A 20,853-nucleotide genomic window follows, 5' to 3' on the forward strand; every position below is an offset into this window, starting at 1 on the left:
GACAAATGGTAGAAAAAAAGTTTCGAAAAAGTGTTGACAAGACCATCAGAAGATGATAGAATAATTGAGTTGTCTCTTGCGGGACTGGTTAACAGAGGAACGAAAAAAAGTTTCAAAAAAGTGTTGACAAAGTTCACAAGAAATGATAAACTAAGATGGTTGTCGCGAGAGCGCGATAACGACAAGACCTTTGAAAATTAAAGAAGACGAACCAAACGTGCAGGGTGATTTATCTAAGGATAAATCGTCAATGACAAAAAAACAATAAAACGGAAAGCTAGCAATAGCTTGAGTTTGAATCAAAACTTTTAATGAGAGTTTGATCCTGGCTCAGGACGAACGCTGGCGGCGTGCCTAATACATGCAAGTAGAACGCTGAAGTCTGGTGCTTGCACTAGACGGATGAGTTGCGAACGGGTGAGTAACGCGTAGGTAACCTGCCTCATAGCGGGGGATAACTATTGGAAACGATAGCTAATACCGCATAACAGTATTTACCGCATGGTAGATACTTGAAAGGAGCAATTGCTTCACTATGAGATGGACCTGCGTTGTATTAGCTAGTTGGTGAGGTAACGGCTCACCAAGGCTTCGATACATAGCCGACCTGAGAGGGTGATCGGCCACACTGGGACTGAGACACGGCCCAGACTCCTACGGGAGGCAGCAGTAGGGAATCTTCGGCAATGGGGGCAACCCTGACCGAGCAACGCCGCGTGAGTGAAGAAGGTTTTCGGATCGTAAAGCTCTGTTGTAAGAGAAGAACTGTGAGAAGAGTGGAAAGTTTCTCATTTGACGGTATCTTACCAGAAAGGGACGGCTAACTACGTGCCAGCAGCCGCGGTAATACGTAGGTCCCGAGCGTTGTCCGGATTTATTGGGCGTAAAGCGAGCGCAGGCGGTTTGATAAGTCTGAAGTAAAAGGCTGTGGCTTAACCATAGTACGCTTTGGAAACTGTCAAACTTGAGTGCAGAAGGGGAGAGTGGAATTCCATGTGTAGCGGTGAAATGCGTAGATATATGGAGGAACACCGGTGGCGAAAGCGGCTCTCTGGTCTGTAACTGACGCTGAGGCTCGAAAGCGTGGGGAGCGAACAGGATTAGATACCCTGGTAGTCCACGCCGTAAACGATGAGTGCTAGGTGTTGGGTCCTTTCCGGGACTCAGTGCCGCAGCTAACGCATTAAGCACTCCGCCTGGGGAGTACGACCGCAAGGTTGAAACTCAAAGGAATTGACGGGGGCCCGCACAAGCGGTGGAGCATGTGGTTTAATTCGAAGCAACGCGAAGAACCTTACCAGGTCTTGACATCCCGATGACCGCCCTAGAGATAGGGTTTCTCTTCGGAGCATCGGTGACAGGTGGTGCATGGTTGTCGTCAGCTCGTGTCGTGAGATGTTGGGTTAAGTCCCGCAACGAGCGCAACCCCTATTGTTAGTTGCCATCATTCAGTTGGGCACTCTAGCGAGACTGCCGGTAATAAACCGGAGGAAGGTGGGGATGACGTCAAATCATCATGCCCCTTATGACCTGGGCTACACACGTGCTACAATGGCTGGTACAACGAGTCGCAAGTCGGTGACGGCAAGCTAATCTCTTAAAGCCAGTCTCAGTTCGGATTGTAGGCTGCAACTCGCCTACATGAAGTCGGAATCGCTAGTAATCGCGGATCAGCACGCCGCGGTGAATACGTTCCCGGGCCTTGTACACACCGCCCGTCACACCACGAGAGTTTGTAACACCCGAAGTCGGTGAGGTAACCTTTTAGGAGCCAGCCGCCTAAGGTGGGATAGATGATTGGGGTGAAGTCGTAACAAGGTAGCCGTATCGGAAGGTGCGGCTGGATCACCTCCTTTCTAAGGAAATGGAAACCTGTACGTCAGTCTTCTTTAATTTTGAGAGGTCTTGTGGGGCCTTAGCTCAGCTAAGCGAAACCTTTAGGTTGAAGCTTTGTCGAAACTAGCGGAGCTAGTGCACGACAGGGGCCAGCGTCTCAAAAATGATATTATATCGAAACAATTAAATACGTTAACAGGTACATAAAAATGTACGGGGCCTTAGCTCAGCTGGGAGAGCGCCTGCTTTGCACGCAGGAGGTCAGCGGTTCGATCCCGCTAGGCTCCATTAACAGGAGAAATCTTGTTAAGAAGGATAGTTGAATTCACGACTAACTTCTTAGGAAAATAGACAATCTTCCTTGTGTGCAAGACACACAGCGTCAGATTCCTAATTTTCTACAGAAGTTTCGCTAAGGCGACTGTCGTTCATATCCTAAACTTGTCCATTGAAAATTGAATATCTATCAAACATTCCTGATGTATCTGAAAGGATACATTAAGAAATAGTAACAAGAAAATAAACCGAAAACGCTGTGAATATTTAATGAGTTTTCTAGTTTAGAAAAAAACTAGTAATTAAGGTTAAGTTAATAAGGGCGCACGGTGGATGCCTTGGCACTAGAAGCCGATGAAGGACGTGACTAACGACGAAATGCCTTGGGGAGCTGTAAGTAAGCAATGATCCAGGGATGTCCGAATGGGGGAACCCGGCAGGTAATGCCTGTCACTCACTACTGTTAAGGTAGTGCAGAGGAAGACGCAGTGAACTGAAACATCTAAGTAGCTGCAGGAAGAGAAAGCAAAAGCGATTGCCTTAGTAGCGGCGAGCGAAACGGCAGGAGGGCAAACCGAGGAGTTTACTCCTCGGGGTTGTAGGACTGCAATGTGGACTTAAAGAGTATAGAAGAACTACCTGGGAAGGTAGGCCAAAGAGAGTAACAGCCTCGTATTTGAAATATTCTTTATACCTAGCAGTATCCTGAGTACGGCGAGACACGCGAAATCTCGTCGGAATCCGGGAGGACCATCTCCCAACCCTAAATACTCTCTAGTGACCGATAGTGAACCAGTACCGTGAGGGAAAGGTGAAAAGTACCCCGGAAGGGGAGTGAAATAGAACCTGAAACCGTGTGCCTACAACAAGTTCGAGCCCGTTAATGGGTGAGAGCGTGCCTTTTGTAGAATGAACCGGCGAGTTACGATATGATGCGAGGTTAAGTTGAAGAGGCGGAGCCGTAGGGAAACCGAGTCTTAATAGGGCGGATTAGTATTATGTCGTAGACCCGAAACCATGTGACCTACCCATGAGCAGGTTGAAGGTGCGGTAAGACGCACTGGAGGACCGAACCAGGGCACGTTGAAAAGTGCTTGGATGACTTGTGGGTAGCGGAGAAATTCCAAACGAACTTGGAGATAGCTGGTTCTCTCCGAAATAGCTTTAGGGCTAGCGTCGACATTTGAGAATCTTGGAGGTAGAGCACTGTTTGGATGAGGGGGCCATCTCGGTTTACTGATTTCAGATAAACTCCGAATGCCAATGATTTATGGTCGGCAGTCAGACTGCGAGTGCTAAGATCCGTAGTCGAAAGGGAAACAGCCCAGACCACCAGCTAAGGTCCCAAAATAATTGTTAAGTGGAAAAGGATGTGGGGTTGCACAGACAACTAGGATGTTAGCTTAGAAGCAGCTATTCATTCAAAGAGTGCGTAATAGCTCACTAGTCGAGTGACCCTGCGCCGAAAATGTACCGGGGCTAAAACAATTTACCGAAGCTGTGGATAACACATTAGTGTTATGGTAGGAGAGCGTTCTATGTGTGAAGAAGGTATACCGTGAGGAGTGCTGGAACGCATAGAAGTGAGAATGCCGGTATGAGTAGCGAAAGATGGGTGAGAATCCCATCCACCGTAAGACTAAGGTTTCCAGGGGAAGGCTCGTCCGCCCTGGGTTAGTCGGGACCTAAGGAGAGACCGAAGGGTGTATCCGATGGACAACAGGTTGATATTCCTGTACTAGAGTATGAAGTGATGGAGGGACGCAGTAGGCTAACTAAAGCGGGCGATTGGAAGAGCCCGTCTAAGCAGTGAGGTGTGATATGAGTCAAATGCTTGTATCTGTAACATTGAGCTGTGATGGGGAGCGAAGTTTAGTAGCGAAGTTAGTGACGTCACACTGCCGAGAAAAGCTTCTAGCGATGTATCATACTCTACCCGTACCGCAAACCGACACAGGTAGTCGAGGCGAGTAGCCTCAGGTGAGCGAGAGAACTCTCGTTAAGGAACTCGGCAAAATGACCCCGTAACTTCGGGAGAAGGGGTGCTGACTTAAAGTCAGCCGCAGTGAATAGGCCCAAGCAACTGTTTATCAAAAACACAGCTCTCTGCTAAATCGTAAGATGATGTATAGGGGGTGACGCCTGCCCGGTGCTGGAAGGTTAAGAGGAGGGTTTAGCGCAAGCGAAGATCTGAATTGAAGCCCCAGTAAACGGCGGCCGTAACTATAACGGTCCTAAGGTAGCGAAATTCCTTGTCGGGTAAGTTCCGACCCGCACGAAAGGCGTAATGATTTGGGCACTGTCTCAACGAGAGACTCGGTGAAATTTTAGTACCTGTGAAGATGCAGGTTACCCGCGACAGGACGGAAAGACCCCATGGAGCTTTACTGCAGTTTGATATTGAGTATCTGTACCACATGTACAGGATAGGTAGGAGCCTATGAAGTCGGGACGCCAGTTTCGACAGAGGCGCTGTTGGGATACTACCCTTGTGTTATGGCTACTCTAACCCGGATAGGTTATCCCTATCGGAGACAGTGTCTGACGGGCAGTTTGACTGGGGCGGTCGCCTCCTAAAAGGTAACGGAGGCGCCCAAAGGTTCCCTCAGAATGGTTGGAAATCATTCGCAGAGTGTAAAGGTATAAGGGAGCTTGACTGCGAGAGCTACAACTCGAGCAGGGACGAAAGTCGGGCTTAGTGATCCGGTGGTTCCGTATGGAAGGGCCATCGCTCAACGGATAAAAGCTACCCTGGGGATAACAGGCTTATCTCCCCCAAGAGTTCACATCGACGGGGAGGTTTGGCACCTCGATGTCGGCTCGTCGCATCCTGGGGCTGTAGTCGGTCCCAAGGGTTGGGCTGTTCGCCCATTAAAGCGGCACGCGAGCTGGGTTCAGAACGTCGTGAGACAGTTCGGTCCCTATCCGTCGCGGGCGTAGGAAATTTGAGAGGATCTGCTCCTAGTACGAGAGGACCAGAGTGGACTTACCGCTGGTGTACCAGTTGTCTTGCCAAAGGCATCGCTGGGTAGCTATGTAGGGACGGGATAAACGCTGAAAGCATCTAAGTGTGAAACCCACCTCAAGATGAGATTTCCCATAACTTTATGTTAGTAAGAGCCCTGAGAGATGATCAGGTAGATAGGTTGGAAGTGGAAGTGTGGCGACACATGTAGCGGACCAATACTAATCGCTCGAGGACTTATCCAAGATAAGTAATGAGAACGTTAAGAAAAGCGTATGATTTTAGGAAATCAACGCGGAAGTCGGTTAGACTTCAAGGCGATTTTTCTAAATCGCTAGCTTTTTAGTTCGAATACAATTACTTATTAAAACTAGAGTCAATATTGACAAGCGCACGGTTTCTTGTTAGAATATAGATATTCAATTTTGAGTTGACAAGACTCATTAGTTAAGTGACGATAGCCTAGGAGATACACCTGTACCCATGCCGAACACAGCAGTTAAGCCCTAGAACGCCTGAAGTAGTTGGGGGGTGCCCCCTGTTAGATACGGTAGTCGCTTAGCAATTTGGGAGTTTAGCTCAGCTGGGAGAGCATCTGCCTTACAAGCAGAGGGTCAGCGGTTCGATCCCGTTAACTCCCATATAAGCGGGTGTAGTTTAGTGGTAAAACTACAGCCTTCCAAGCTGTTGTCGCGAGTTCGATTCTCGTCACCCGCTTTGAACATAGTTCATACCCAAACTTGGTTTGGGCGCGTAGCTCAGATGGTTAGAGCGCACGCCTGATAAGCGTGAGGTCGGTGGTTCGATTCCACTCGTGCCCATTATATGGTCCGTTGGTCAAGGGGTTAAGACACCGCCTTTTCACGGCGGTAACACGGGTTCGAATCCCGTACGGACTATATTATTCGGAGGATTACCCAAGTCCGGCTGAAGGGAACGGTCTTGAAAACCGTCAGGCGTGTAAAAGCGTGCGTGGGTTCGAATCCCACATCCTCCTTAGTATTATCGCGGGATGGAGCAGCTAGGTAGCTCGTCGGGCTCATAACCCGAAGGTCGTAGGTTCAAATCCTGCTCCCGCAATTTCTTTAAGAATTTGGCTCGGTAGCTCAGTTGGTAGAGCAATGGATTGAAGCTCCATGTGTCGGCGGTTCGATTCCGTCTCGCGCCATTAATTTAATATTATATTTCGGAGAGATAGCGAAGAGGCTAAACGCGGCGGACTGTAAATCCGCTCCTTCGGGTTCGGGGGTTCGAATCCCTCTCTCTCCATACCTTTACGGGCATAGTTTAAAGGTAGAACTAAGGTCTCCAAAACCTTCAGTGTGGGTTCAATTCCTACTGCCCGTGTTATATGGCGGGTGTGGTGAAGTGGTTAACACATCAGATTGTGGCTCTGACATTCGGGGGTTCGATTCCCCTCACTCGCCTATTTTAATATTGGGGTATCGCCAAGCGGTAAGGCAAGGGACTTTGACTCCCTCATGCGTTGGTTCGAATCCAGCTACCCCAGTTCAACTATATGCCGGCGTGGCGGAATTGGCAGACGCGCTGGACTCAAAATCCAGTGTCCGCAAGGACGTGCCGGTTCGACCCCGGCCGCCGGTATAGTTTAAAAGACAAGGTTTCTAAGCCTTGTCTTTTGTTTTATCTTTTCTATTGCTCTTTTTCAAGTTGCCAAAAAATTCCATTTTCTAAAAAATATCGTCCAATTTGTTCGCCAATGTCTTTTGTTTACTAGGGTATAAGTGGGAATATGTATCTATTGTAGTCGTGATAGAGGCGTGTCCAAGACGTTCTTTTACGACTAGATAATCTTCCCCTTGATTGATAAGTAAAGACGCGTGAGAGTGCCTTAAATCGTGTATTCGTATCTTTTTTAGATAGTCGTTCCTAGCCAGTATCTGCTTAAATTTTTTATCAATCATATTTTTTGTCATTGGTAGTGGTGTGCTTTGAATTACTTGAAGGTTTTCTGTATCTGTTGTAAATTCTTTAAGTAAGTCTTTTTGTTTTTCTTTCCAGTCTGCAAGCATTCTTGCTAATTTATGATTGATTGTAATACGTCTGGTACCTGCTCTAGTTTTTGTACTATTGATATGATTTGTACCGTTAACAAAGTATGCTGTTTTTGTGATGTGAATGCTATTAGTGATTAAGTTTATATCGTACCAAGTTAACGCAACTATCTCGCCCAATCGCATGCCAGTAAAAAAGGCAATCGTAAAGAATAGGTCATAACTTATTTCATCACTTGTAATAAGTTTTCTAAATTCGTTAAATTCTTCTACATTCCAAAAATTTATAGTTGGCTTACTAATAGGTAATTTTCTTATATTTTCAACTGGATTTTTATCTATCAATGACTTTCTTACACCAGTATCAAAAATCTTTTTGAGAAGTATCATTATTTTATTGACTGTATTATGACTTAACGTAGAGCTATCGTTTTGCTTTTTTGGCTTTATTTTGAGATACTCTCGAAATTCAAAAATGTGCTCATAAGATAATTTGTTTAAGTTTGTATTTATGAAGTAAGGTTTGATATGTCGCTCATAGTTGTTTCTTTGTGTGCTGATATAACTGATTTTTCTGTTATTTTGTCGGTCTTCTTCCTCAAGTATATCGAAGAGCATATCGGTTGTTACCAAAAAATCAAAACGTTTTTCTTTTAACTCAACAACACGGATATATTGTTCTAACTCTAAAGCTTCTTTCTTGGTCTTGAAACCTTTACGAATGATTCGTATCCGCTTTTTGGTAACTGGGTGGAAGCCGTCAGAAATATCAACAGTCCAAGTTCCATTTTTTGCTTTCTTAACTGTCATGATGAGCACCTAAAGAAACGTCAAAACCAAGTAATTCAGTAGCGATAGAAGCAGGGATAGTTCCGACACGCTTATTTTGATAAACCCTAAACCCTCTTGCTATTAGAAGCTCTTTCCCCTGTCTGATGATACGTTTAGAAGTTCCTTCAGAGAAACCAAGGGCAACTAGGTCATTCTTATTTACGGTTGCTATCATTGAACACTTTCCTTTCTTTTGTTATAATCTAGTTAGTTAATTTTTAGAGGCGACTTGTTTTCAAGTCGTCTTTTTTTGTCCCCATAAGGGAGAACTATTCTGCTCTCGAATATATTGCTCTATATCCTTTTCATCATTATCAGTTAGCCTTGACAAGCCCTCTTTTAGTAGACCTTGAATGTAGTCCTCTGCCTTTTGAACATCATAGGCTTGATATTTTGCTGTATAGACTTTTGCCAATGTCTTCGCAACTTGTTTCTCTGTCCAAGCCTCTGACTGCCGTAATGTAGGCTTAGTTCTCTCAACGCTCAAAACAGTCTGATTTTCGGTCTTTAGATAGTCTAGCCACCACTTGACCTTTTTTCTTCTCCAACGATTAGTATCTGTCGCATTTGGTTTCACAAAACGATAGTGACCATTGATAGCTTCAAAATAGATAGATGACAGAGGACGCTTTAGAAACAATTGCTCTGCAATAATATTCGCCTTATCCTGCCAACATCTAAGTTCCGCACGAATCCATGAGGGATATTCTACAAGCTCTTGCTTGCTAAGTTGTTCCATACGTTTATTGTAGATACACCATTGTTGATTACCTCTGGAACCTATAGCAACCGTCTCTCCAACTCGTTCTCCATTTTCTAAGACAGATTTCTCATGATACTCAAAATGCTTTGCTTTCGAGATACATAAACCTTTCTTGCAATAGTCATATACTCGCTGAACATCTAAACTACCGTCAAATATGTCGTGAGCAATATCTAAGCGAGTAAAATTAACCGAATACTGATACAACCGACCTATCAAAGCTATCCAATTATTTTCGTTACCGTCCAAAAATTCTTCATATTGGCGACAACCTTGCCCTTTTAATTCGATAAAAACCCCCATTGAAGGTCTATCCTCATTAAAGTACACTTTAATCTCAGAACAAGCATAATGTCGCTGGTACTTGTTTATTCCCCAATTATTTAATGTGAAATCTTCTAAAGGAATTAAAAGAATATCAGTTAAAACACTTTCTGGAGGAATATTTTTAACGGTTACTGCAAAATAATCAATTCTGACTGTATTCATAGGGTTATGCTCCTAGAATTTTAATGTCCTCACATACTAATTTAACACCTGCCCAGTTACTTCGTGCCATGTTCCAAGCTAAACGAACTTTCGGCTTAACCAACTCAATCGGAACATTCAAAAGTGATTCATTTTGAGCGAGCGTAGCAACCTTATCTACATTACCTACAATTTCTAGGTTGATAGCTTTCAAGTCATCAGTAGAAATTCCCATTTCAGTTAGAACTTTCACTTTATCGGCATCAAGGGCAGTACAAGTGATTTTCGTAACTTCTTCAGTTTTGATTTTCTCGCCATTAACCTCGTTATACCTATTATTTACTTTAGCAGATAGAATAACAATTTTTTTAGGCACTTCAAACTGTGTCATATCCAAATCAAGTTGCCCAATCTTAAGGGTAGTATCTGTCATATTGTAAGTCATAATAATTACTCCATTTTCTATTCAAAAAGTCGTATCCTACACGAAAAGCGACTCAATCCCTTCTCCCACAAGGGTTTCAATGACTTCGGTATAACCAACAAGCCGTAACCCCTTACGTATCAAGGGTTTAGAGTACATTTCATGTATGTGTGCACCCCCTATTAGTAATGGGGGTATTTTTCTGACCTCCTGCAAAGCAGTCGGTTGGCTCTTTCTCCTAGCGAAAAGAGGAACGCTCCGCTCGATTCTGCCCCCTGGGCAATCGTCCCCCCTATTTCGCTAGTCCGAAAGACCGTCATTATTAGTTTGGCAGTATATTTCTAACTACCTGTAAAAAATCTTGTTTTGTTTTAACATCGACGAACGGGACGATAGTTAGTACAGGCTCAACAGAATTTAAACCGTCAGCATAAAAGAGTGCTTCGCCTTTCCTGTCTGAAATTGTAGGAACATTTTCCAGTTCACACATACTAAAAGCCATTTTCAATCGGTCGTCCCCTATATTTCCGAGGTATAAAACTGCTGATATTTGGTTTCTAAGTTCAACAGGAATATTCTCTGCATTTGGGTCTTGGGTACTAAGGCAGAGGTGGCAACCTGCCTGCCGTCCTTTGCGTGCAATCAAGCCTAAGTTTTGCAGAATTTCATTCCATAGCTCTTTACCTTGTTTACTAGAACCACAACTATCACGAATAGAAGCAAGCTCATCAATAAACAAAAAATTAGGGGTCATTCCTAAATCATAGGCATCAGCATTTAGCGAACTGTTCTGCTTGATAACCTCAAAACGTTCATCCATAATTTTTACAAACTGTCTTGATAGCTTTGCTAGTGAAGTAGGAGAAGAGCCTACTGAAATTTGTTTTCCCAGTTCTTCTTGGAGGAGTGCCCCAAGAGCATATAAGTCAGCTCCTTTACCATCAACGATAGCTAGATAAGTATCAATACCGCACCCTTTGGCAAGTGCATTAAATAAGTACCATTGTAGAGCTATTGTCTTCCCTGTACCCGTCCTTCCATATACTCCTAAATTAGTATTCTGTTTTAGAGAAAATTGCTGAGTATTGGATAGTTTAACTATTGGCGTAGGTATGTCTTCAAAAAAATCTCTAGTCAATGTTTGGCTATTGAATATATACTGCTCAATTTCTTCCTTTCCAAGTTTATAAATAACATGGTCAGGAAATTCATATTTGGATAGTAGAGGTAGACCCAAGGTTGGAACAAGATATTCTTCAAGATTTTTTAGAAGTTTTAAAAACTTATTCCCAAACAATGGTACTTCGACCATTACAATATCATTGGGCAAGATTTCAAAGTTTAATGTTGCACTATTGGTTACTACATTATCACTTTCTTCGTATAAATTTAGTCCAATCAGCATATCAAATAGAGATTCTCTAACATACAGTATATTTTGAATTTTTGATATAAAAACAGACTTAAAAAATTTTTCAATAGAACAAATTATTCCAATAAATATCAATGAAAGCACTGATTTAATAGGGATTGAGTATGGAGAAATCCAAGTGTTTATCAATAACATTCCTAAAAATAAATCCATTCCGACTCTGCTCAAAAACAATCTTTTAGAGGTTATTATATAAGGATTAAACCTCACTCGTACTGCATGATTCAGCTTGATTAGCTTCATTATCTGTCCCTCCGTGGTCATTTTCTGATAAATAACCCAACAATAACAATAAAAGTGGAATAACTAAAAAACCTCCAGCTACAAACAAAGTATCAAACCACGGAGACATCGTCCCTTTCATCTGGAATATAATATACAAAGAAATAACTAGAGCAGGATAGGTTATGTTGAACATAAATTTATAAATTTTCATAATAATTTCCTTTCATAAAACCAAAGGGGGAGGGGTTAGCTCCCCCTTATATCACTAAGCCTCAATTATTGAGGTGTAAAAAGAAGTTTCCCTGTAGCCTTGGTAAATCTCTTTGTTCATCAAGCTAATCCTAAATTCATCAGAAATACGGTGTTTTTGACGATTAAGAATAATGATGTTTTCTGCTAACTTCTTCAAAGTAGGCTCATAGATTACCCCTTCAATTGGCAAATTTTCCTTTAAAAAATTTCTGGATTCATCATCTAAGGTAAAGTTTACTGATTTGTCTGAATTAAAGCTCTGTACTCGCTTAATTCCATTGATATTTGGCATTTCCATTCCTTCGCTAAGGAAAATATCTTTAAATGTTTTCATCTATGTTATTTCTCCATTTTTTATTTTGTTGTTACAGTCAATATTCTTAAATAAATTGGTGAAGCTCTAGCCTTCATTAGTATTCTCCTCTTTGTGTTTATGTATAAATGTAGTATCGGTCATAAACGACAGTAATTAAGCTACAGTTCCTCAATGTTACCATGAGAAACTGTAATCCTCTACTGCATTATTTCTTTATAGTAAGCAAAAATAACAAGTTTTAGAACATATGACAATCTAACTTGCCTAACCATTTCAGAAGTCATAAATTCTTTTTGATAACTTTCCAATGATGTAATAATAGAATTTTCCAAAAAAAATCTTACAGACAAGGTTCCAACATCCTTATCCTTTGGAATAGACGAAATCGAATGTTTCATTTCATTATCTAATTTATGCCAATCTTTCAAACTTAAAGATTTCGTTTTTTCAAAAGCCTCTTCTAAAACACTTGATGCAGAGGCTTTTAAAATCAAAGTCACTGAAGTTGCCCCTAATTCATTGTCAACTTCTTTCAAATATGATTTTGTTGCATGTTCTAAATTTTCTATATCTTGTTCATTTATTTTAGCGTCTAACTTTTCCTGAATCACTGCTTGTATTGATTCTAACCAATACTTCGCTTCGTAAGATAGACGTACTCCAAGGTGTGAGCGCATTTTTACTCCTATTATTAGTTTTGTTGTATTTGATATACACATTCTATCATCTATATTTGCAGAAATCAAGTAAAAACACCAAAAGATTTCCAAAAATAAAATATTCTATTTCCTTTACGACAGAATGGACGTCTTAAAATATTGATTTAATAGGCTTTGAGTAGTTGTAAGTTCTTAAGTATCAAACTCAAAATCCAGTGTCCGCAAGGACGTGCCGGTTCGACCCCGGCCGCCGGTATAGTTTAAAAGACAAGGTTTCTAAGCCTTGTCTTTTGTTTTGTGCTTGTAATTTCGGCTCATTGTCAACTGTAGTGGGTAGACGAAAAGCTAACACCTAGAGAGGACGAAATTCGTTCTCTCATTTTTAATGTTTAAAGCAATATATATCTTGGTTTTAAAGTTCGTAAAGTTCCTAAAGCCGAACGCTTGCCTCTTGATGTCTTTGATGAGTTTATTGGTCGCTTCCAGCTTAGCGTTTGAATATGGAAGCTCCATGGCGTTCGTGATGTACGTTTTATACTTTAGAAACGTTTTAAAAACAGTTTTAAAGGCAGGATTGACAAGATCCAGGTTGTCCTCTAGAAGCTCGAAGAAATATTTCGAGTTCATCTCTTGGAAATGGAAGAGAAAGATCTGGTAGAGTTCGTAATAGAATTTCAATTCATTTGAGAAATCCAATGTCTTCTGGACAACCTCTCTCGGTGTTACTGTTTGCCCAAAAGTGCGGGAATAGAAGCGATTCAGAGACAGTTTTCGACTATCTTTTTGGAGAATACGCCAGTGATTTTTCATGGATCGATAAGGTAGGGAACGCGTATCGAAAGTCTTCATAATATCAATTCTAGTCGTCATCATAGCACGGCTCAGGTGTTGTATAATGTGAAATCTATCAAGGACAATTTTAGCTCTTGGAAATAGTTTTTTGATGATGGGAATATAGCTACCCGACATGTCCACTGTTACGACCTCGACAGTTTCTCTGACTGCCCTAGGATACTTGTAGAAATAGTTCTTTATGGTTGCTTGGCGGTTATTCTCTAGAATGGTCACAATGCGTGTCGTCTCAAAATCCTGAGCAATAAAGGCGAGTTTTCCCTTGTTCCGACTAAATTCATCCCAGCTCAAGACTTTTGGTAATTTCGTAAAATCATGCTCAAATTGAAACTGAGCCAGTTTCCTCTGGACGACCGATACGGAGATATGTAGTCTCCTAGCGATGGCTATATTGGTCATGTTTTCTGTATGGAGTTGTGTCACTTTCTCCCAAATAGGTTGTGAAATCTGACAGTTTTTCTTGACTAGAGTTGTCTCAGCTACAGTCACTTTTTGGCAAGATTTGCATTGAAACCGCCGTTTCTTAAGCAAGAGGAGGGTCGGAAAGCCCTGGCAATCCAAAATCGGAATCTTTGACGACTTTTGAAAGTCGTACTTGATACACTTTCCTTGGCAATGAGGACAACCGGGGCTGTCGTAATCTAGCTTTGCCCTGATTTCTAGATGGGTCTGATGTTTCAAAATGAAGAGAATTTTGATGTTTTTGTCTTTGATTCCAATTAGTTCTGTGGTATGATCTTCGCTTTTTTATTTCTAGGCTCAGGAATCCAGAGTCACTTCCCTGACTCTGGATTTATTCCATATGAGTCTTTCTAATGTGAGTGTGGTTGCTTTTCATTATAGGTCATATGGGACTTTTTGTATATATTCAAAAAGGCTCCATAATCTCTATGGTGGATTTACCCACTACAGAAATTATAGAGCCGTAATTTCTCTTGTTTGAGTTACTAAAAATTACTATTTTTTTGTGGCTCATTGTCAACTGTAGTGGGTAGACGAAAAGCTAACACCTAGGGAGCGGGAAAGAACTCGACTGGTCAAAAACATACTAAGATTAGTAGTGAGGAAATCTCCGACGGGAGAGAGTAGTCACTACTTTTTCTTTATGTTAAAGTAGAGGTGTCTTGTTAAGTCGAGAACTCTTTTGACGCTAGACGTCGCATCAAAAACTGGCAAGACACCTGTTTTAGAAAGAATGTTATCAAAGTATGTGGGACGCCTGACGTCGAGTATTGAAAATGACATCACTAAAACAAGGAATCATTCAAGACAAAGAGGTAATATCATGCGTGCAGTTTTTGGGATTGATGTGAGTAAGGCAAGTTCAGAAGTGGCCATTCTAGTCAATGGTGAGAAAGTTCATGGCTATGCCATGTCCAATGACGCCATCGGCTTTGCTCGGCTACTTGGCGATTTGAGAACCGTCCATAAGCCAGAAATCATCTTTGAAGCAACAGGTGTCTATTCTCGTCGTCTTCAAGCTTTTCTGGATGAACATGACTACGCTTATACACGGCTTAATCCCTTAGAAGCTAAGAAGCAACTGGATAGCTTGCGTGTGCGGAAAACAGATCAAATTGACGCCGAAAAACTGGCTCAATCTCAATTTGTGCTGAATCGTAAACCCACTTATGTCCAAGAAGAAGTCTATCAAGAACTGCGAGATTTAAGTCGCTTCTATCAGAACTTAACTGAGGACATCGTTCGAGCTAAAAACCGTCTGCACAAGGTCTTGCAAGTCACGTTTCCAGAGATAGAGACTGTCTTATCAAAGCCAACTGGGGAACAATACTGGAACTTAGTTACTGCGTTTCCTTGCAAGGACTTCGTGCTTGATTTAAGCAAGGACGAACTCTTAGAGAGCATTCGTCAGTCCACCTCAAAACGTATTTCGGACAAGCGTGTGGCGTATTTAGCTGAGAAGCTGATAGCACTAGCTAATCAATCTTATTGTGCCGTCAAGAAAACCTCTCCAATACTGGAAGAGGTGCGTTATTATGCAAAAGAATTGCTTCGGCTTTCTGGACAGAGACAGGCAGTCTTAGACGAAATGGTAGAACTAGCTCAGCCATTACCTGAATACGACATTCTGCTCTCTATTCCTGGAATAGCTGAGACTACTGCAACAAGTATTATTGGTGAACTGGGAGATATTCGCCGTTTTCAGTCTGCCAATCAAATCAATGCCTTTATCGGTATTGATCTGAGACACTATGAATCTGGCAACTTCCTCGCTAAGGAACACATTACCAAGCGTGGCAATCCCTACGCTAGAAAAATTCTGTTCAAATGTATTCACAATATCGCTTCAGCCAGTCACACCAATCCTTGCCATATCGCCGACTTTTATGAGAAACGAAAAAGACAATCACAAACGACTTCAACGAAGCCGCACACGATTGCCTCCATACATCGTCTCATTCGGACAATGTATTACCTCATTATGCATAACAAACTTTACGATTACGCTTCAACCCAAAATCGGTAAAACTGTTTATGCTCTATCATTGTAACACCTTATCAAAAAATTTCAACATAAGGTGTTGCTTTTGTATACACTTTTTACACTAAACTTTAGTCCAAAATAAAATAATTTCCTTATTTTGACTACTGAACTTAACATATTTTTCATCAAATACCTTGATGGACTTGACAAATGGTAGAAAAAGAGTTCGTCTTCCCGCCCCCGCACAGTTGATTAGGTCAGATTTGGAGTGTAAAACACGAACAAATCTGCCAATCAACCACTGCGCTGAGATGTTGACACGAGCCCTGAGAAGCGAGATTAAACTTTTTGCCCAGCCTCTTTTTTGGTGTTTCTTTTTTATTAAGAAGGCTTACGAGTTGCTATGGATAGATATACTCTTTTTCAGTAAATTTTCCTTGTTTTTTTGTTTTCCATGTGGTATACTTAACAAGTTAATTAAAAGGTTAAGGGGATTCCTATGAATCGTATTGCATTAGAAATTGAGAAGTACCTGCACGAGATTGTTTTGAGTTCGGAGAATCAATTGGAGATTTTGGTTGGTTCTTGTCAAAGCACGGTGAAGTTGACGAATACGCAGGAGCATATTTTGATGCTTATTGAAAAGGCTGCTTATACTAATACTGAGATTGCTAAGGAGTTGAATGTTAGTCAGGCTGCGATCACGAAGGCTACAAAGTCATTAGTTGCTCAGGGGTTATTGGTGGCGGTTAGAGATGATAAGGATGCTCGTATTGTTCGCTTTAGTTTGACTGAGGCTGCTAAGCCTATTGCTGCAGAGCATGCTCATCATCACGCGCATACTTTGGAAGCTTATGAAGAGCTTTTGGAACATTATAGTCTTGAAGAGCAGGAGTCAATTGCTCGATTCTTAAGTGAGTTAGTGGAGAAGATTAGAAAATAAATGAGATATATTACTGTGGAAGACTTGTCGTTTTACTACGACAAAGAACCGGTTTTAGAACATATTTGCTATTATCTTGATAGTGGGGAATTTGTGACTTTGACTGGTGAGAATGGCGCAGCCAAGACAACCCTCATTAAGGCGACTTTGGGGATATTGAAGCCCAAACAAGGGAAGGTTTCTATTGCTGAGAAGAGTATAAAGGGTAAGAAGTTGAGAATGGCCTATTTACCTCAGCAAATTGCAAGTTTTAATGCTGGTTTTCCGAGCACGGTTTACGAATTCGTAAAATCAGGGCGTTATCCTCGACAAGGTTGGTTTCGTCGTTTGACAGCCCATGATGAGGAACATGTTCGGATTAGTTTGGAATCAGTTGGCATGTGGGAACATCGGGATAAGCGCTTAGGTGCTTTGAGTGGTGGGCAGAAGCAGCGTGCGGTCATTGCGCGTATGTTTGCCTCTGATCCAGATATTTTTATTCTGGATGAACCGACAACAGGGATGGATGCAGGGACCAAGGATGCTTTTTACCAGCTCATGCACCATTCGGCTAAGAAGCATGGAAAGTCGGTTTTAATGATAACTCATGATCCTGATGAGCTGAATAAGTATGCTGATCGAAACATTCACTTGGTTCGTGATCAGCAGTCTCCTTGGCGTTGTTTCAATGTTCATGAAGCGGATGAGGAGGTTGCCCATGTTTGATCTATCTGTATTTCATTATGACTTTATGCAGCGTGCTTTCCTGGCAATCATTGCGATGAGTCTGTTCTCGCCCATTTTGGGGGTCTTTTTGATACTCAGACGGCAGAGTTTGATGTCGGATACTCTTAGTCATGTTTCGTTGGCTGGGGTTGCATTTGGTTTGGTATTGGGGATTTCACCAACGCTTTCGACTGTTCTTGTCGTTATTGTGGCAGCTGTATTTTTAGAGTATTTGCGGACAATTTACAAGAATTTTATGGAAATTGGGACGGCTATCCTCATGTCGACTGGTTTGGCTATTTCGCTCATTGTCATGAATAAATCTGGTGGGAAATCAGGGCTTAGCCTGGAACAATATCTGTTTGGTTCGATAGTGACCATTAGTCAGGAGCAAGTAATTGCTTTGTTTACGATTGCTGTGATTGTCATTGTGCTGACATTGCTGTTTTTACGTCCAATGTATATTCTTACCTTTGACGAGGATACGGCATTTGTAGATGGATTGCCTGTGCGAGCTATGTCCATTGCCTTCAATGTGGTGACTGGTGTTGCCATTGCCTTAATGATTCCTGCGGCAGGTGCTTTGCTGGTTTCAACAATTATGGTTTTGCCTGCTTCTATTGCATTGCGACTTGGTAAGAGTTTTAAAGCTGTTATCTTTACTGGGATGGGCATTGGCTTTTTTGGAATGGTCATGGGGTTGCTGACTTCTTACTATGCAGAAACCCCAGCGAGTGCAAGTATTACCTTGATTTTCATTAGTATTTTCTTACTGGTGAATGTTGTTCAAAAATTTAAAAAATAAGGAGTTAAGATGAAAAAAGTTGGTTTATTATTTTTGTCTGTCTCAGCTTTGCTTTTAGGGGCTTGTAGCAATAGCACAGCTTCTGAAGATGGGAAGTTGAATATTGTAACGACCTTTTATCCTGTTTATGAGTTCACCAAGCAGGTGGCAGGTGATGAGGCAAATGTTGATCTGTTGGTTAAGGCTGGGACAGAGGTTCATGGTTATGAGCCGTCAGCCAAAGATATTGCTCGTATCCAAGAGGCAGATGCTTTTGTTTATGAAAATGAAAATATGGAAACATGGGTCCATGATGTTGAAAAATCACTTGATACAACAAAGGTTAATGTGATTAGTGCGACGGAAGGGATGCTCTTGTTACCAGGTAGTGAAGAAGGTGAGGATCACGACCATAGTGAGGAGGGGCATAGCCATGCTTATGATCCGCATGTATGGTTGTCTCCTGAGCGTGCCATCACACTTGTAGAAAATATTCGTGATAGTTTGGTAGCTAAATACCCAGAAAAGAAAGATGCTTTTGAAACAAATGCGGCAGCCTATATTGAGAAATTAGATGCTTTGGATGCTAAATATTCTGAAACATTATCTGCTGCGAAACAGAAATACTTTGTTACACAACATACTGCATTTGCATATTTGGCTTTGGACTATGGTTTGAAACAAGTTTCTATTACAGGTGTTGCTGCGGATGAAGATCCAACACCATCACGTCTAGCAGAATTGACAGAGTATATTAATAAATATGGCATTAAGTATATCTATTTTGAAGAAAATGCGTCAAAATCTGTTGCAGAAACACTTGCCAAAGAGACTGGGGTTCAGTTGGATGTTCTTAATCCTCTTGAAAGTTTGACGGATGAGGATATGAAAAATGGTAAGGATTATATTTCTGTTATGGAAGATAATCTGACTGCCCTTGAAAAAACAACTTCCCAAGAAGGTTCTGAAATTTTGCCAGAAGAAGGTGCTGAGACTGCGCAAACTGTTTATAATGGTTATTTTGAAGATAGTGCCGTAAAAGATCGTACTCTTTCAGATTATGCAGGTGAGTGGCAATCTGTTTATCCATACTTGCTTGATGGTACACTAGATCAGGTCTGGGATTACAAGGCTAAGATCAAAGGTGGTATGACAGCTGAAGAGTACAAGGCTTATTACGATACTGGCTACAAAACAGATGTTGATCAAATTAACATTACAGATAATACCATGGAATTTGTAGTGGGAGATAAGAAAGAAAAATTCACGTATAAGTATGTGGGCTATAAGATTTTGACCTACAAAAAAGGAAATCGTGGTGTTCGTTTCTTGTTTGAAGCAACGGATGCAAATGCTGGTAACTATAAGTATGTTCAATTTAGCGACCACAATATCGCCCCTGTTAAAACAGATCACTTCCATATCTATTTTGGTGGAGAGAGCCAAGAAAAACTCTTGGAAGAGTTGGAAAACTGGCCGACATACTACCCTGTTGGTTTGACTGGTTTGGAAATTGGTCAGGAGATGCTGGCTCACTAAGAATAATGAGAAGACTGGGCAAGGTGTTCAGTCTTTCTTCTTGACAATTTTTGACTACAAATGTAAACTGAAGTTAGAAAATTATTGTTGGGAGGTGAATGTGTGGAGCAGACAATTTCTGCTGCAGAGTGGCAGGTCATGCGGGTCCTGTGGGCCCATCCTGGTGCGACTTCTCAGGAAATTATTCATGCCTTGCAGGAAGGCTTTGATTGGCAGGCGACGACCATTAAGACACTCTTGGGGCGGCTGCGGAAGAAAAACTATTTGAGAATGGTCAAGGAAACCAGCAAATACCACTATTATCCGCTGATCAGTGAAGAGGAACATTTGCAGGGTCAGGTGGAGCTCTTACTAGCTACCATCTGTTCCACAAAACAGGGGCAATTGGTTGACAAACTGCTAGACACAGGGACATTTTCCCAAAAAAGCCTAGAAAATCTGGCCAGCAAAATCTCGCAGTTACAAAGGACTGCACCCGAGCAAATCGCTTGTCGGTGCTTGGCGGGGCAATGTACCTGTGGGCATCATCATACTCTTCGAAAATCAACCTCAGACGTTGTTGACTTGACTTGATGAGTGGGAGTGGGAAAGAACTCGACCAGTCTAAAAAGAGTTCGTCTTCCCCCCCCCCCCGCACAGTTGATTAGGCCAGATTTGGAGTGTAAAAAACGAACAAATCTGCCAATCAACCACTGCTCTGAGATGTTGACACGAACTCTGAGAAGAGGTGCTGGGCTTTCTGCCCAGCCTCAGCCGACTACCTGAAAATGCGAAAGTAGTAGGGTTCTATCTGCTCAGGGGGAAACGAAGACGTTCGCTCTATTTCTAACCTCCAAAGGTTCCCCGAACCTTTGGAGCTAGTCTGAACCTGATTTTCATTGAGTATAAAAAAGGAGAAAAAACATGAAGCAAACTTTGAAATTGAAAAACTTATCGTGCCAAAACTGTGTCAAGCATGTGACCAATCGCCTCTTGGACTTGGATGGGGTGGAAGAGGTGAAAATCCAGCTGGATCAGCAGTTGGCGGAGGTGGAAACCTCTGTAGCCTATGACTTGGAAGGTTATCAAGAGGCCTTGGAAGATACTATCTATGAAGTAGAAGAGTTGGTATAAAGAAAAAAG

General features: G+C 41.9%; 16 protein-coding genes, 13 tRNA genes and 3 rRNA genes. 23 read left to right on the plus strand and 9 right to left on the minus strand.

Translation table 11 applies throughout. The features are described 5' to 3' along the window. Positions 1-307: 307 nt before the first annotated feature. The 16 genes from K6969_RS01105 (at position 308) to K6969_RS01180 (ending at position 6,682) form a co-directional block, all read left to right on the plus strand. Positions 308-1,856: ribosomal RNA gene (locus K6969_RS01105) — 16S ribosomal RNA — on the plus strand. A gap of 195 nt (positions 1,857-2,051) precedes the next feature. Continuing rightward, positions 2,052-2,124: transfer RNA gene (locus K6969_RS01110), tRNA-Ala, on the plus strand. 294 nt (positions 2,125-2,418) lie between these two features. After that, positions 2,419-5,322: ribosomal RNA gene (locus tag K6969_RS01115) — 23S ribosomal RNA — on the plus strand. 202 nt (positions 5,323-5,524) lie between these two features. Further along, positions 5,525-5,640: ribosomal RNA gene (gene rrf / locus K6969_RS01120) — 5S ribosomal RNA — on the plus strand. The 16S, 23S and 5S rRNA genes sit together here with 13 tRNA genes alongside, the layout of an rRNA operon. A gap of 5 nt (positions 5,641-5,645) precedes the next feature. After that, a tRNA-Val gene (locus tag K6969_RS01125) sits at positions 5,646-5,718 on the plus strand. 5 nt (positions 5,719-5,723) lie between these two features. After that, positions 5,724-5,794 (plus strand) — tRNA-Gly (locus tag K6969_RS01130). 30 nt (positions 5,795-5,824) lie between these two features. Further along, positions 5,825-5,898: transfer RNA gene (locus K6969_RS01135), tRNA-Ile, on the plus strand. A 6-nt stretch (positions 5,899-5,904) separates the two neighbouring features. Further along, a tRNA-Glu gene (locus K6969_RS01140) sits at positions 5,905-5,976 on the plus strand. 8 nt (positions 5,977-5,984) lie between these two features. Beyond that, positions 5,985-6,074 (plus strand) — tRNA-Ser (locus K6969_RS01145). A gap of 9 nt (positions 6,075-6,083) precedes the next feature. Continuing rightward, positions 6,084-6,157: transfer RNA gene (locus K6969_RS01150), tRNA-Met, on the plus strand. A 15-nt stretch (positions 6,158-6,172) separates the two neighbouring features. Continuing rightward, positions 6,173-6,245 (plus strand) — tRNA-Phe (locus tag K6969_RS01155). A gap of 20 nt (positions 6,246-6,265) precedes the next feature. Beyond that, positions 6,266-6,346, plus strand: a tRNA-Tyr gene (locus K6969_RS01160). Between the two features lie 7 nt (positions 6,347-6,353). Further along, positions 6,354-6,424, plus strand: a tRNA-Trp gene (locus K6969_RS01165). Between the two features lie 7 nt (positions 6,425-6,431). After that, positions 6,432-6,504: transfer RNA gene (locus tag K6969_RS01170), tRNA-His, on the plus strand. Between the two features lie 11 nt (positions 6,505-6,515). Next, positions 6,516-6,587 (plus strand) — tRNA-Gln (locus tag K6969_RS01175). 11 nt (positions 6,588-6,598) lie between these two features. Beyond that, positions 6,599-6,682, plus strand: a tRNA-Leu gene (locus tag K6969_RS01180). Positions 6,683-6,768: 86 nt separating this feature from the next. On the opposite strand, the gene K6969_RS01185 is transcribed toward K6969_RS01180, so the two are convergent. The 9 genes from K6969_RS01185 to K6969_RS01225 form a co-directional block, all read right to left on the minus strand. Continuing rightward, positions 6,769-7,902 (minus strand): tyrosine-type recombinase/integrase, encoded by a 1,134-nt coding sequence (locus K6969_RS01185; protein WP_012774899.1) that lies wholly within the window; start codon positions 7,900-7,902, stop codon positions 6,769-6,771. Beyond that, entirely contained in the window at positions 7,892-8,098 is a 207-nt protein-coding gene (locus tag K6969_RS01190) for a DUF3173 domain-containing protein (protein ID WP_011921695.1), read from the minus strand. Before K6969_RS01190 ends, K6969_RS01185 begins: the two co-directional genes overlap by 11 nt. A gap of 60 nt (positions 8,099-8,158) precedes the next feature. Continuing rightward, positions 8,159-9,175, minus strand: coding sequence for a replication initiation factor domain-containing protein (locus K6969_RS01195; protein ID WP_011921696.1), 1,017 nt, complete (start codon positions 9,173-9,175; stop codon positions 8,159-8,161). Between the two features lie 4 nt (positions 9,176-9,179). Next, the gene (locus K6969_RS01200) at positions 9,180-9,599 is read right to left on the minus strand and encodes a hypothetical protein (protein WP_011921697.1); all 420 of its coding nucleotides are present in this window, start codon (positions 9,597-9,599) and stop codon (positions 9,180-9,182) included. A gap of 301 nt (positions 9,600-9,900) precedes the next feature. Further along, on the minus strand, positions 9,901-11,253 hold the full coding sequence (locus K6969_RS01205; RefSeq protein ID WP_024383213.1) for an FtsK/SpoIIIE domain-containing protein: 1,353 nt from the start codon (positions 11,251-11,253) through the stop codon (positions 9,901-9,903). Continuing rightward, positions 11,210-11,446, minus strand: a complete 237-nt coding sequence (locus K6969_RS01210; protein WP_012774901.1) for a hypothetical protein — start codon at positions 11,444-11,446, stop codon at positions 11,210-11,212. The genes K6969_RS01205 and K6969_RS01210 overlap by 44 nt, the downstream gene beginning before the upstream one ends. A 54-nt stretch (positions 11,447-11,500) precedes the next feature. After that, positions 11,501-11,821, minus strand: coding sequence for a hypothetical protein (locus K6969_RS01215; protein WP_024383212.1), 321 nt, complete (start codon positions 11,819-11,821; stop codon positions 11,501-11,503). A 179-nt stretch (positions 11,822-12,000) separates the two neighbouring features. Then, positions 12,001-12,573 (minus strand): hypothetical protein, encoded by a 573-nt coding sequence (locus K6969_RS01220; protein ID WP_011921701.1) that lies wholly within the window; start codon positions 12,571-12,573, stop codon positions 12,001-12,003. A gap of 234 nt (positions 12,574-12,807) precedes the next feature. Then, positions 12,808-14,034 (minus strand): ISL3 family transposase, encoded by a 1,227-nt coding sequence (locus tag K6969_RS01225; protein WP_321537494.1) that lies wholly within the window; start codon positions 14,032-14,034, stop codon positions 12,808-12,810. 565 nt (positions 14,035-14,599) lie between these two features. On the opposite strand from K6969_RS01225, the gene K6969_RS01230 reads away from it, so the two are divergent. The 7 genes from K6969_RS01230 (at position 14,600) to K6969_RS01260 (ending at position 20,844) form a co-directional block, all read left to right on the plus strand. Further along, positions 14,600-15,802 carry an IS110 family transposase gene (locus tag K6969_RS01230; protein WP_321537492.1) on the plus strand — a complete coding sequence of 401 codons (1,203 nt, stop codon included), beginning with the start codon at positions 14,600-14,602 and terminating at the stop codon, positions 15,800-15,802. Between the two features lie 457 nt (positions 15,803-16,259). Next, a complete protein-coding gene (locus K6969_RS01235; protein ID WP_004195554.1) occupies positions 16,260-16,703 on the plus strand; it encodes a zinc-dependent MarR family transcriptional regulator in 444 nt (147 codons plus the stop codon). Next, the gene (locus tag K6969_RS01240) at positions 16,704-17,408 is read left to right on the plus strand and encodes a metal ABC transporter ATP-binding protein (protein WP_024380289.1); all 705 of its coding nucleotides are present in this window, start codon (positions 16,704-16,706) and stop codon (positions 17,406-17,408) included. Further along, positions 17,401-18,213, plus strand: coding sequence for a metal ABC transporter permease (locus K6969_RS01245; RefSeq protein ID WP_002936593.1), 813 nt, complete (start codon positions 17,401-17,403; stop codon positions 18,211-18,213). Before K6969_RS01240 ends, K6969_RS01245 begins: the two co-directional genes overlap by 8 nt. Before the next feature lie 9 nt (positions 18,214-18,222). Continuing rightward, positions 18,223-19,731 carry a zinc ABC transporter substrate-binding protein AdcA gene (locus K6969_RS01250; protein ID WP_029174295.1) on the plus strand — a complete coding sequence of 503 codons (1,509 nt, stop codon included), beginning with the start codon at positions 18,223-18,225 and terminating at the stop codon, positions 19,729-19,731. A gap of 102 nt (positions 19,732-19,833) precedes the next feature. Next, complete coding sequence (locus K6969_RS01255; protein WP_171942982.1) at positions 19,834-20,304, plus strand: CopY/TcrY family copper transport repressor; 471 nt, start codon at positions 19,834-19,836, stop codon at positions 20,302-20,304. Between the two features lie 330 nt (positions 20,305-20,634). Then, positions 20,635-20,844, plus strand: a complete 210-nt coding sequence (locus tag K6969_RS01260; RefSeq protein ID WP_171942981.1) for a heavy-metal-associated domain-containing protein — start codon at positions 20,635-20,637, stop codon at positions 20,842-20,844. Positions 20,845-20,853: the final 9 nt, after the last annotated feature.

Origin of the sequence: Streptococcus suis (assembly GCF_019856455.1) — a bacterium.
GTDB lineage: Bacteria > Bacillota > Bacilli > Lactobacillales > Streptococcaceae > Streptococcus > Streptococcus suis_AE.

Bases quoted from the DNA above. Each gene is read 5' to 3' on its own strand.
- K6969_RS01230 (WP_321537492.1), top strand. From the start codon at position 14,600: ATGCGTGCAGTTTTTGGGATTGATGTGAGTAAGGCAAGTTCAGAAGTG.
- K6969_RS01210 (WP_012774901.1), bottom strand. From the start codon at position 11,446: ATGAAAATTTATAAATTTATGTTCAACATAACCTATCCTGCTCTAGTT.
- K6969_RS01185 (WP_012774899.1), bottom strand. From the start codon at position 7,902: ATGACAGTTAAGAAAGCAAAAAATGGAACTTGGACTGTTGATATTTCT.
- K6969_RS01240 (WP_024380289.1), top strand. From the start codon at position 16,704: ATGAGATATATTACTGTGGAAGACTTGTCGTTTTACTACGACAAAGAA.
- K6969_RS01250 (WP_029174295.1), top strand. From the start codon at position 18,223: ATGAAAAAAGTTGGTTTATTATTTTTGTCTGTCTCAGCTTTGCTTTTA.
- K6969_RS01195 (WP_011921696.1), bottom strand. From the start codon at position 9,175: ATGAATACAGTCAGAATTGATTATTTTGCAGTAACCGTTAAAAATATT.
- K6969_RS01260 (WP_171942981.1), top strand. From the start codon at position 20,635: ATGAAGCAAACTTTGAAATTGAAAAACTTATCGTGCCAAAACTGTGTC.
- K6969_RS01235 (WP_004195554.1), top strand. From the start codon at position 16,260: ATGAATCGTATTGCATTAGAAATTGAGAAGTACCTGCACGAGATTGTT.
- K6969_RS01190 (WP_011921695.1), bottom strand. From the start codon at position 8,098: ATGATAGCAACCGTAAATAAGAATGACCTAGTTGCCCTTGGTTTCTCT.
- K6969_RS01215 (WP_024383212.1), bottom strand. From the start codon at position 11,821: ATGAAAACATTTAAAGATATTTTCCTTAGCGAAGGAATGGAAATGCCA.
- K6969_RS01245 (WP_002936593.1), top strand. From the start codon at position 17,401: ATGTTTGATCTATCTGTATTTCATTATGACTTTATGCAGCGTGCTTTC.
- K6969_RS01200 (WP_011921697.1), bottom strand. From the start codon at position 9,599: ATGACTTACAATATGACAGATACTACCCTTAAGATTGGGCAACTTGAT.
- K6969_RS01205 (WP_024383213.1), bottom strand. From the start codon at position 11,253: ATGAAGCTAATCAAGCTGAATCATGCAGTACGAGTGAGGTTTAATCCT.